This window comes from Nocardia sp. NPDC004278 (genome assembly GCF_053602975.1).
The window spans coordinates 99141-111186 of sequence record NZ_JBSGEQ010000024.1; the positions used below are offsets into that span (position 1 = coordinate 99141).

The window sequence follows — 12046 nt, forward strand, 5'->3', positions numbered from 1 at the left end:
GGCGACTGGAGCAGGTCAGGTGCTCAGCTCGTGACGCGATCCACCCATGCGTCCTGGCAATCGGCTAACCGTCCGCTGAGCGGCAACGACTCGAAACCGGCGGCCCGTTCACATCTGGGACAGAGCACTTGATTCACGTTGGTTCTGTGACCACGCGGTAATGTTCATACCAAATTCCAGGGACGGTCGATCCGTCCGGCAACGGCTGCGGTCGCCGGTCCTTTTCTGTTGCGCCGATCTTGTCGCAGATGCGCTGCACCGCGAGATTCGACTCGTTCGTGCCGATCTCTACGCTGGTGTATCCGGTGTCGTGGATCGCGTCGACGAGGGCGGCCACCGCTTCGCTCGCATAGCCGGCTCGCCGGTGACTGGGGCCAATCCACCAACCGATGGACGCGAACGTCTGGTCGGCGCTCGGGTGCACAGTCGCGCCACCGATCACGGTTGTGTCTGATCGCGACTCGATCACCAGCAGCCCGGGAGTCAGGTGGCCGCGCCCGACCGCCTTGATCAGTGCCCGGCCATTTCGTTCTGTCCAACCGTTGCTGGCGAGCATCGCATCGTCGATCGTGGCCTCGAGCGGGACTGCGTCCTTCGGCGCCGGTCGGCGCAGGGTGAGCCGCGAGGTTTCGATGTCCCGCAGCACGTCATAGCGTGCACTGCTTTCCTTGCTGGCGAGTTCGCTGACGCGCCACACCCAGAGCCAAACCGCGACGAGTACGGTGGCCACCACGAGCAGCAGCCAGACACCAACGATGAGTTCGGTTGCGGCGGAGCGAAATCCGGCCGTAACCGCAACGCCGATGACTGCTGCGGGAAACCCGAGGAGCACGATCCATCCCGCCAGCCCAAGGGTGGCACGCCGGGGCCAGTGCTGAAATGCCGCTTTGGCAGCAGCGATTCGCCAGGTGGGGAACATGCGAGAACAGTATTCGACTCCGTCGTATTCGTCGCGGATCCGCCGTTTTGGTTCTTCGGCAAGCAGTGGGCGTGCGGAAAGGATCGGGGCGGTGCGCTGTGGACCCAGAAGAGCTTCTGCGCACTGGTTGCCGAAGAATGCACTCTCCTGCCACCTATCGCGCGTTCGACGGACGAGACCGGCTGCGCCTCGAGACGTCCCACAATGCCGAATGCACGATGTTCGGTCGGTGTCGTATCCGGCCCCGTGGAATGGGTGACTGTTGATCTCGCGAACGCGCGCACATACCGATTTTCGGGCGCGAACACGGTGATCGACTCCGTAGGCAACGGTCTTCACCACATCAGAATGAGCGCCTCCAGGCCCACGACGTAGCCGATGACCGCCGCGGCTACACCACCGAGCACCACCACAACCCAGGACTTGCCGCGCAACCGAAGTGTCACCACCACGAGGGTGGCGAGCACGAGAACTCCGATGAGCAAAGCTACGGCAGGTGCGTGATCAGTGTGCATGACATAGCCAGGTGCGTGATTGGACTCCACGCTGGTCGAATCGGCTCTCGAGGAGTCGATGTTTCACCCAGCTGGGTTAGCGGAAGATCATGGCCAAACCCAGCTACACCCGGCCGCGGCGTGCGCTCATGCGGCTGAGCGAGCGATCAACCGGGCGGAGGTTGGCGAGCAGTAGCGCGGTCCGTGGTGGGATGCCGTGGACCACCCACGGACGAAGTGTTAGGAAATGCCTCCGAATTGAGACTGACAACGTCCGCCACGGCGTGAGACAAACCGTAAACGGCCAGGTCAGTGAGCTGGCGGTTTGCCATGACTTTTGAGAACCTACATGCCCCGACGCGCGCTTGCCGACGTGTGCTGGCTGAACCGCGGCCAACTGCTGCCGCCGCACCTCCACGGGTAAGGGCGCGTCGCCAGGGTAGGTCCAGTCCTCGTATTCAGTGCCGGACAGGTCGTCCCAGAATCTGCGGTTGGCTCCGGTTTTCGGTTCGGGAGGGTGACTGGCTATCAGGTTTCCGCTGGGCGTTGAACGCGGCGAACTGCTTCTTGCATCCGGCGATTTCCTCGGTGATGAGCCGCGGGTGGCGGATGTTTCCTTGTCGGGGCATAGAGGATTTTCCCAGCAATTTCTCTCGGCATTCCGGTAGCCCCTCCTTAGACGGTGTCTCATTTGGTTGATCTCGCCTTCGCCGGTTTCTTGCAGCAGGTCAGTGCGGCTACCAATGTGAGAAAGGCACAGAAGTGCATGGCTTTGCGCTCGTAGCGGATGTTGAGACGGTGGTAGCCAGATAGCCACGACACCGTCCGCTCAATGACCCACCGATGGCGACCCAGACGCTCGGACGATTCGATGCCCTTGCGGGCGATGCGAACGGCTATGCCGCGCCGATGCACCCACAGTCGCAGCTCAGCGATGTCATAGGCCTTGTCCGCGTGCAATTTCGCAGGCCGGCATCGACGCGGCCCACGCCGCGCCCGGACCAACGGGATAGCCCGCACCAGCGGGCGCAGCGCCTCGGCGTCGTTGGTGTTGGCAGCCGAAACTCCAACGGACAGAGGGATTCCCACACAATCGGACAGAATGTGGAGCTTGGAGCCAGGCTTGCCGCGGTCGACCGGACTCGGTCCCGCCAAATCGCCCCCCTTTTTCGCCCGAACACTCGCGGCGTCGATCACCGCCCGCGACCAGTCAACCAAGCCCTGGCTGCCCAGCTCGTCCAGCACCGCCCGGTGCAATCGACGCCACACACCGGACTTGGTCCACATCGTGAACCTCCAGTGCGCTGTGGGCACGGAAACCCCGAACGACGGCGGTAGCATCCGCCAAGCACTCCCACTGGTCTGCACGTACACCACTGCCGTGAACACCGCCCGCTGGTTCACTGGCGCTCGCCCGCCACCCTGGGCACGCGATGCGAACTCCGGAAGCAACGGCTCGACCAGATCCCACAGCGCATCCGGCGCAATACGTTTCGACAGCTTGTCCACCACGGTCGAACATCATGCAGCACAACCGATCCCGACACATTCGAAACGAATTCTGGCGACGTCGGGCACGGTCCGCGGTGCAGCACAGAAAACTCGGAGGCGATCACGGGAGTGATCTTTGTATCGTGAGCGCCGTGAATGCCCGAGATCGGCCCGTACTGTTCCTCAGCCTGCTTACGGCACTGTCAGTTCCGTTCTTCGTCCTCGGTGCGGTCACCGGCGGGCTGCAAATAGGCGCGATGCGACTACCGAGCAGCGCATTCATGTTCGTGCTGCCCATCATCGTCGCAGCGGTACTGACCTGGCGCCACAGCGGTGGTGCCGCCACCGTGACGATTCTGAGGCGCGCGGTCGACCGGCCCGCCGCCCAGCTGCGCTGGTATGTGCTGGCCGCGCTGCTCATTCCAGTGATCGCGGTGGTGTCGCATCTGCTGCTGCGGTGGTCCGGGCAGGTGGATGCGGTGCTGCCACTGTCGCTGACAGCGGCACCCGTAGTGATCGTGATGTACACGCTGGCGGCCACCTGCGAAGAACTCGGCTGGACTGCGTATGCGACCGACCCGCTACAGCAGCGCTTCGGTCCGACCGCGACCGGGATCGGGCTCGGCCTATACGGGGCGCTCTGGCATCTGATTCCACTGCTACAGGCCGGGCATCCGGCAACGTGGCTGGCCGGATGGTTCCTCGGCACCGTCGCCGCCCGCGTGCTCATCGTCTGGCTGCACAATCAGACCGGGCACGGGGTGAGTGCGGCAATCCTGCTGCACACCATGGTGAACGTCACCGAGGCCTACACCCCTGGCCTGGACAAGTCGATCAGCATGATCACCACCGGCATCCTGACCACTGCGGTAGCAGTAGCAGTCATCGCGAGACCGCGTGCGCTTCAGAAAGATTCGGCACAGCTAATCCACTGAATTGCGAGCAAGCCGGGCGCCCGAGAACGAGACCGACACAGCTTCTACTCCGGAATCAGACGATATGAGACACGGTCTTATCCAGCTTCCACCAGCTGAAGCCTCCTGGAAGCACACGCTGTCCGTGTGTCCGGCCGGTCGCAGCGACGGCGGTCACCTAGTGATCACTTGGGCGCCGGCGGATGTTCCCACCATCGAGGCGAATGCATACTGCGATGGACGGGCAGCCGTCCTGGCCGCCGTCGACACCGGGTCCGCCGAGTGCGGCAGTGGTCGGTAATCGCGCATGTCACAGCATGCAGGAAAGTCGAAAGGACAACGATCAATTTGTTCAACCGGTTGCTGGCTGTCTCGGGTATCGCGGGCGCTGTGTTCACAGCCACCGTCGTCGGACTGGCCCCGCAGGCCAGTGCGCGGCCCTTTCCCGAGGGGGTGTCTTGTTCGGGCACGAGTTGCCGTAACGACACCGACGACACCTATCTCATCGAAGCCTGGCAGCACTGCCGCATCATCGGCACCGCATCAGAAACCGAAACCCCCTTCAATGTGGTGGTTCGACCCCACGAATCGGTGGAAGTCGAAGGGGTGAAGTGCCCACCGCATGTGACAACTGAACATTCGTCCCTGGGCGACGATTTCCCCTCGAGAACTAGTCAATTGCCGACCGAACCAACACGTATCGGCTATTCCGAGGCTGTGATATACGACCCCAACGCCCCCAAGGTCCGCACTGGCTCGGCCGGTTGAAACCACCGGGGCGGAAACACATGACTGTGATTGATCCGCGATGACGTCGGATTTCCGGGCGGTTGTGGGCACGAAATGGGCGCGGCCGAACTCGAATGTCCAACCGAGCGCGGCCATCTCAGCGCTGCTGATTCACCCGTCCGGCTCTGTTCCATCGTGCCCCCGAACCTGGTAGCACGAGAGCGGCCCGGCACCTCGAAGGGCGCCGGGCCGCTCTCGTGCCTACTGCTTCCTACTCTCCTCCCCTTGGTGGAGACGCAAGTCCCAGCGCGATGTTACGGGCGCGATGCGCTCAGCCGATGGTGCGGAAGAACTCGCGGATATCGCCGACCAGCAGGTCGGGCACCTCGAGGGCCGGGAAGTGGCCGCCGGAGTAGAACTCCGACCAGTGCGTGATGTTGTGCGCCTGCTCGGCGAAGCGGCGGATCGCGTAGTCACCGTCCTTGAAGACCGCCACCCCGGTGGGCACGGTGCCTTTCGGGGCGGGTGCGAACATCGCGGCATCGTGGAAGCGCTCGTAGTAGAAATTGGCCACGCTGCGGGCGGTGTCGGTAAACCAGTAAATGCTCACATTCGCCAGGATCCGGTCCTTGTCGATGCCTTGTTCCGGCAGTTCGTGCGACTGGTCGATCCACTCCTTGTATTTCTCGATGATCCAGCCGAGCTGCCCGACCGGAGAATCGGCCACCAGTTGCGCGATGGTGTTCGGGCGCGAGCCGTTGAGTTGCATATAGGCCGAGCCGTCGTCCTGGAAGTTCTGCATGCGCGCCATTCGCTGCCGCTCGGCGTCGGTGAGCGCGGCCATATCGGCCGGATCGCCGGTCGGGAAGGTGACCAGCGCATTGACATGCACGCCGAGCACATGCTCGCCATCGAGCCGGGCCAGCCGTGGCGCGAGAAATGCACCGTGGTCACCACCCTGCACCCCGTACCGGTCGTAGCCGAGGCGAGCCATCAGCTCCGCCAGCGCCGCCGCGACCCGGCCGTCATGCCAGCCCGCCTCGGTAATGGGACCGGAGAAGCCGTGGCCCGGCAGCGACGGAATGACCAGGTGGAAGGCGGGCACGTCGGCTTGGCCGTGCGCCTTCGGATCGGTCAGCGGGCCGATCATGTCCAGGAAGTCGAGCACCGAGCTGGGCCAGCCGTGCAGCAACAGCAGAGGGGTGGCGTCGGCTTCGGCGGAGCGCACATGCAGGAAGTGCACATCCTGCCCATCGATGGTGGTGATGAACTGCGGGTACTCGTCGAGCTCCGCCTCAACCGCGCGCCAATCGAATTTCTCGGCCCAGTAACCGGCAAGCTCCTTCAGATATGCCGTGGGTACGCCGCGCTCCCAGCCGGTGCCGGGCAGGTCGTCGATCCAGCGGGTGCGGGCCAGGCGCTCGCGCAGATCGTCGATCGCGGCCGGTGGGATTTCGATGCGGTAGGGGCGGATGTCGTTGTTCGTCATGGCATTGACTCTGCTGGTAACGGGAGTGCCGGCGAATCACGAGAATTCGTTATCTTCGGGCCGCGCGCTCTTTATTGGCACCGGGCCCACGATCGAGGCATGATCGCGTGGTGTTGAGCCTTCCCGACCGCGGTGCCTTTGTCGGGCGAGCAGCAGAGGTCGCCGCGCTCCAGCAGGCGTATCGGGACGAGTCGGTGCATACGGTGCTGATCGCCGGTGAGCCCGGCCTCGGTAAATCGCGGCTGGTCGGCGAGTTCACGTCGCGGCTCGGCGCGGATGTGGTCGTACTGGTCGGCCAGTGCCCGGAGTCCGGAGACAACGGGGTGCCGTTCGCGCCGTTCGTCTCGATCATGCGCGCTCTGCTACGCCGGATCGGCATCGAGGAGCTGACCGCGCTACTTCCGGTCACCCGCCCCGCGCTATCGCGCTGGCTGCCGGAACTGGCAATGCGGGCCGGATCGGCGGAGCCCGAGTCGGATCGGATCCGACTGTTCGGCGAGATCCTGACCGTGCTGGAACAGCTGGCACTTGCGCGTCCGGTGGTGCTCGTCCTAGAGGATCTGCACTGGGCCGACGATTCGAGCCAGGAACTGCTGGCCTTCCTGGTCGCCGATCTCGCCCAGCGCGATCTACTGCTGATCGGGACTTATCGGCCCAGCGATGCGGAGCCGCTGCGTCGGCTCGTCGCCGGACTGCGGCGCAATCCCGGTGTGCGCGTACTCAATCCGGAGCCGCTGACCAAACACGAGGTCGGTCGCCAGCTCGCCGCAATGCTCGGCCGCGAACCAGATCCGGGCATTGGCACCCGAGTCTTCCAGCGCAGCAAGGGAATTCCGCTGTTCGTTGAGGCGCTCGGCCGTGCGCTGCGAACGGATCCCGATCGCGCGCCGGAGGACGTTCCCGCGGACCTGTCCGAACTGTTGCTCGACTATCAATCCGGTCTGCCCGACGATGCCAAGGCGCTCTTGCGGCTCGCCGCCGTCGCGGGGTCGCCGGTGCGCGGCGGACTACTGGAGTCCGCCACGGACCTGACCGACGATGCGCTGGACCTCGCGCTGCGCCAGCTGACCGAGCAGCGGCTGCTGCTCGCCACCGATACCGGCTACGAGTTCCCGCACAGCCTGATTCGCGATGCCGTCTACGACGACCTGCTGCCGATCGAACGAAAGCGCTTGCACACCAGACTTTCTCACGCGCTGATCGCCGACGATACGCTGCGTGCCGACGACTGGCGGATGGGCGAGTTGGCCTATCACGCGTACGCCGCGGGCGATCTACCGCGCGCGGTCACCGCATCCTGGGCGGCCGCCGCAGCCGCGGAATCCGAAGCGGCACATGGCGAACGCCTGCGGCATTTGGACCGGGTGCTGACACTGTGGGATCGAGTGCCCGATGCCGCGATGCTGGTCGGGGCCGATCGCCTCGACGTACTGGAACGCGTCGTCGAGGCCTGTCATCTCGGTGGCATCGTCGAGCACGGTGTCGCGGCGGCCGACGAGGCGCTGGAACTGCTGGATGCGACGGCCGCACCGGAGCGCGCCGCCCGGCTCTACTACTACCGCGCGGTGCTGAGGAATCAGAGCGGCGGCGGATCCGTCGGCGATCTCGACCGGGCACTCGAATTGCTGCCCGAGCAGCCGCCGACCGTGCTGCGTGGTGAGGCACTCGCCGAACTCGCCGCATCCCGTGTCTTCAGCGGTGACGCCGCCGGGGCCGCCCGGGCCGCCTGGGCCGCGGTCGAGGTCGCCGAACAGACCGGGACGCCAGCGCTGGCGGCGCGCGGCTACGCCTATCAGGGGTTGGCGGCGGCCACCCGGACCGGCTCCGCTATTACATATTTCGAAAAGGCCCATGCCGCGGCAGCCGATCCGCAGACGCTGTTGACCGTGGTGCTGTGGGAGTCGGCAGCACTCGTCACGGCGGGCCAGCATCATGCGGCTATCGAAGCGATCCAACAGGGATTACGAGCGGCGCACGAAACCTTCCGTTTCGCCGAGGCCGGGCCCATTCTGCTGGTGAAATGGGCCCAAGCGCTCACCGCTCTCGGCCGCTGGCCGGAGACGCTCGGTCTCATCGATGAATCGCTCACCGGGCAGCTGCCACCGCTGAGCAAGGCCGCGCTACTGCTGTGCCATGCCAGGATCGTCCTGGCACAGGGCTCGTCAGCGGCGGCGACGAACAGTGCCGACGCCGCCGCGGCGCTACTGAGCGACGGACGGTGGGCACGCCAGTACCAGCTCCAATTGCACACTCTGCGAACCGATATCGCGATCGCCGACGGAGAATCCCTTCGTGCAGGTGAGGTTGTTGCCGAGGCGCTGGCGGCCGATGATCTGGCCACCCATCACCACGAGGCGTGGCCGCTGCTCGCGACCGCAGCCCGGATCGAGAACGCGCCAACGGATCTCGCGTCGATCGCCGACCAATTGCCGGTCACCACCATGGTCGACACGGCCCACCGTGCCGTCTTCACTGCCACCCGGAACAGCGATCCCGCCGCCTGGGCCGAAGCGGTATCCGCGTGGCGCACCATCGGCCAGCGCTACGACCTGGCCCGCAGCCTCCTCGGTTGCGCCGAAGCCGAACTGGCGGTGGGCAATCGCACCGCCGCCCGAGAACCCCTGCGCGAAGCCGCCGAACTGGCAGCGGAATTGGGCGCGACGCCATTGACCGAGGCGGCCGGGCAACTGGCCGAGCGCGCCAGGGTCGCACTCGAGGTGAGCCGCCCGGAACCGGCGGCGGCCGCGCCGCGAACATTCGGCCTGACACCACGTGAGATCGACGTATTGCGCTTGGTCGCACAGGGTTTGAGCAATCGGCAGATCGCGGCCGAACTCTTTATCAGCGGCAATACCGCGGGCGTACACGTCTCGCGAATCCTCACCAAGCTCAGTGCCGCGACGCGAACGGAGGCCGCCGCAGTCGCGCGCAAACACGGCCTCATCGAGCTCGACTGAGCCCGGCTCGATATCGACGCCCTGAGCGGGTCGTGCGGTGGCACGCCATCCGATAACCGGATCGCCACCGACAGTCGTCGATCGCATTGCGCGCCAAGGCGGTGGTCGATGGCATTCGCTGGGCTCACTCGTCTTCGTACCGGCCGGCCTGCCGATCCCCAACGCGAACTCTTTCCACGAACCCGGTCAGGTGGCGGAACGGATCAGGGTCACCAGAGCATCGGCTGTGCGGGCGCAGAAGGTTTCGTCGTCATCGGTGCCGTGGGTGAGTCCGCGGACCAGGGTCCGGGCGACCAGGATTTCGAATACCAGGTCCGCGGTCGCGGTTGCATCGGCGTCCGGGGGTATGGCCGAGTGGATTCGGGCCGTGAACGCCTGGCGGGCGGGTAGGTCGGCGCGGTCGTGCAGGGCGCGGTAGCGGTCGGGGTCGCGGTGGTAGGCCGAGATGAGTCCAGGAATCGCGGCGCGCGTGGAGGGTTCGGCGATGCGAGCCAGAAAAACGCGCACCCACGCGATCAAATCGGCGTGTAGATCATCGGTTTCTGCTGGGAGCCAGAGGTTTTCGGAGCCGAAGACGGCGTCCTCGATCAGCGCTTCCTTACCGGGCCAGCGCCGGTAGATGGGTGCGGTCCCGACATTGGCGCGCCGGGCGACGGCGGCGATCGAGGTGTCCTGATAGCCGACCTCGGCGAGCAGTTCCCTGGTCGCGTCGAGGACGGCCCGATCGATCTGCGCATCGCGTGGCCGCCCGGCGGCGGACCTCGGGGGCGCGGAATCGGTGGACGTCATACGGCGGAGCGTACCCGGCGGGAATCGGCGAAACAATTACGTTGCGATGTGCAACGCATTACATTCGCGGGTACCCCGATGAAGGAGTCCGAATGCTGGTGCCCGAAGACGAAATGCTGTCCCATCAACTCGCGACGACGTTCGATCACGTCGGACAGAGCGATCTGCGCTGGACCGAGCGCGTGGTGATGTACGGCTTCGACAAATCCGGCGAGATCAGTGTGATGACGGGTCTCGCCCGCTTCCCCAACCGCAATGTCATGGACGCCTATGCCATGGTGACCGTCGGCGGTAAACGGGCGAAGGTCGTGCGCCTGTCCACCGAATACAACCATCGCGCGGCGACCCTCGGCGCCTGGGATGTCGGCCCGTACACCTACGAGGTGACCGAACCGCTGCTCGGCACCAGAGCCACGCTGACCGATAACGACCACGGCCTGCGTCTGCGGCTGGACTTCCACGGGACGTTCCCCGCCTACGAGCAGACACCCGCCTTCCACCGTTCCCACGGACGGGTGCGCGAAGACGCGCGGCGGTACTACCAGAACGGCACCGTCACCGGCTGGATCGAGATCGACGGCAGGCGTATCGACATCGACCCCGAGCAATGGTGGTTCGGCCGCGACCACTCGTGGGGCGTGCGGCACGGTCCCGGCGGCGGCAGTCTCGACGAGGGCGCGGGCCTACAACCCACCGAGGTGCCCGACGGCGTGCTCTACTACATGGGCATTTTCCAATTCGACGATGAGCTGGTGCATTTCGCGCAGCGCGAGACCAGCACGGGCGCGCGCTGGCAATTCGAGGGGGAGGTGCTGTACCCGATCGCGACCGGACGGGATTCGACGCCGATCATCGATGTCGAGCACGATCTCACCTTCGAATCCGAACTGCGCGTCGCCACCGGCGGCACCTTCACCGTGCATCGCGCCGACCGCGCGTCCTCGGTGCTCGAGGTGCGCCCGAGCTGTCGCTTCTGGCCCGGTTTCGCCGGGTACAACGAGTACCGCGGCTACGCGTCGGGCATGTGGCGGGGGAAGTCGTTCAGCGATGGATTCACTGTCGACATCACCGATCTCGACCAGGTCCGGCCGATCAGCCTGCTGAGCGAGACGTTGTGCGAGGTGCGCGCGGGCGACAAGGTCGGGCACGGACTGCTGGAGATGGTGTTCATGGGCAGCTACCCGCGCTACGGCTACACCGGTTGGTGAGCAATATGAGTGCCACCCGGCTCACCCCGGATGAACTGCCCGCGCATTTGGAACCCCTTGTGCACCAGCACATTACAGCCTCGCAACAGGCAACCATCGCGAATTGGAAGCGCGCCGACCAGGGCTTTGCCTCCGACACCTTCCTTTTCGATGTCGAGGGGCTGAACACCGCACCGGGACACGCCGGCTTCGTCTTTCGCCGACCACCCGAGGTCGCACTGTTCCCCGACTACGATCTGCGCAGGCAGTTCCTGGTGATGAAACGCCTCGCCGCAACCGATATCCCGGTCCCCACAGTGCGCTGGATCGATACCGACCCGAATCCGCTCGGCGCGCCCTACTTCGTCATGGACCGAATAGATGGCGGCCGGACACCGAGCGATGTCCCGACCTATCACGAGGCCGGGATGTACTTCGAGGCGAAACCCGAAGAGCGCGCATCGATCTGGTGGTCCTGTGTAGACACCATGACGCAGGTGCACCGGCTCGATCCGGCCGCACTGCGCCTGGACTTTCTGCGCATGCCTCGACTCGGAGCCGAACCGGTCGAACAGGTGGTCAACTATCTGGATCTGGCGGTGCACTGGGCAAGTCCCACCCCATCGCCCATCTTCGAACGCTCGCTGGCCTGGCTGCGCGGCAATCGCTATCGACCCGAACATATAACGCTGTGCTGGGGTGATAGCCGTCTATCGAATCTCCTCTACGGTGACGATCTCTCGGTAATCGGCGTCCTCGACTGGGAGATCGCCTACCTCGGCGATCACGAGGCCGACCTCGCCTGGCTACTGCTGACGGACTGGCTGTGCAGCGATTTCCAGGGCCAAGCGCGACTGCCCGGCACGCCGACACGCGCGGAGACCATCGCGGGCTACGAGGCGCGCACGGGCTGGCCGGTGCGCAACCTGCGTTTCAATGAAATCCTCTGCGCGGTTCTGCTTTCGGTACCCCTGTTGCGCATGTCCAGCCATCTCGGCATGGGCGATCTCTCCCAGGTCTGCGCGGCCCGCCTCGACCAACTGCTCACCGAAGGGAGCTGAACCCCAATAATGGTCG

General features: G+C 65.2%; 10 protein-coding genes. 5 read left to right on the forward strand and 5 right to left on the reverse strand.

Translation table 11 applies throughout. The features are described from left to right. Positions 1–133: 133 nt before the first annotated feature. From ACWEO2_RS30675 to ACWEO2_RS30685, 3 genes are all read right to left on the reverse strand, one after another. A complete protein-coding gene (locus ACWEO2_RS30675; protein WP_452408514.1) occupies positions 134–919 on the reverse strand; it encodes a GNAT family N-acetyltransferase in 786 nt (261 codons plus the stop codon). A 335-nt stretch (positions 920–1254) separates the two neighbouring features. Next, a complete protein-coding gene (locus tag ACWEO2_RS30680) occupies positions 1255–1434 on the reverse strand; it encodes a hypothetical protein (protein WP_452408515.1) in 180 nt (59 codons plus the stop codon). Between the two features lie 666 nt (positions 1435–2100). Beyond that, complete coding sequence (locus tag ACWEO2_RS30685; protein WP_452408516.1) at positions 2101–2925, reverse strand: IS5 family transposase; 825 nt, start codon at positions 2923–2925, stop codon at positions 2101–2103. A gap of 122 nt (positions 2926–3047) precedes the next feature. Here ACWEO2_RS30685 and ACWEO2_RS30690 point away from each other — a divergent pair, with 122 nt between their 5' ends. Together ACWEO2_RS30690 and ACWEO2_RS30695 are read left to right on the forward strand one after the other, a co-directional pair. Then, entirely contained in the window at positions 3048–3839 is a 792-nt protein-coding gene (locus tag ACWEO2_RS30690) for a CPBP family glutamic-type intramembrane protease (protein WP_452408517.1), read from the forward strand. 261 nt (positions 3840–4100) lie between these two features. Then, positions 4101–4586: a hypothetical protein gene (locus tag ACWEO2_RS30695; RefSeq protein ID WP_452408518.1), complete on the forward strand. Its 486-nt coding sequence runs from the start codon at positions 4101–4103 to the stop codon at positions 4584–4586. Between the two features lie 292 nt (positions 4587–4878). On the opposite strand, the gene ACWEO2_RS30700 is transcribed toward ACWEO2_RS30695, so the two are convergent. Next, positions 4879–6036, reverse strand: coding sequence for an epoxide hydrolase family protein (locus ACWEO2_RS30700; protein ID WP_452408519.1), 1158 nt, complete (start codon positions 6034–6036; stop codon positions 4879–4881). Between the two features lie 110 nt (positions 6037–6146). Here ACWEO2_RS30700 and ACWEO2_RS30705 point away from each other — a divergent pair, with 110 nt between their 5' ends. Continuing rightward, complete coding sequence (locus ACWEO2_RS30705; protein ID WP_452408520.1) at positions 6147–8993, forward strand: ATP-binding protein; 2847 nt, start codon at positions 6147–6149, stop codon at positions 8991–8993. A 186-nt stretch (positions 8994–9179) separates the two neighbouring features. Here ACWEO2_RS30705 and ACWEO2_RS30710 read toward each other — a convergent pair whose 3' ends face one another. After that, complete coding sequence (locus ACWEO2_RS30710) at positions 9180–9782, reverse strand: TetR/AcrR family transcriptional regulator (protein ID WP_452408521.1); 603 nt, start codon at positions 9780–9782, stop codon at positions 9180–9182. Between the two features lie 92 nt (positions 9783–9874). On the opposite strand from ACWEO2_RS30710, the gene ACWEO2_RS30715 reads away from it, so the two are divergent. Next, positions 9875–10990 (forward strand): hypothetical protein, encoded by a 1116-nt coding sequence (locus ACWEO2_RS30715; RefSeq protein ID WP_452408522.1) that lies wholly within the window; start codon positions 9875–9877, stop codon positions 10988–10990. Between the two features lie 5 nt (positions 10991–10995). Next, positions 10996–12030, forward strand: coding sequence for a phosphotransferase family protein (locus ACWEO2_RS30720; protein ID WP_452408523.1), 1035 nt, complete (start codon positions 10996–10998; stop codon positions 12028–12030). Positions 12031–12046 lie beyond the last annotated feature (16 nt).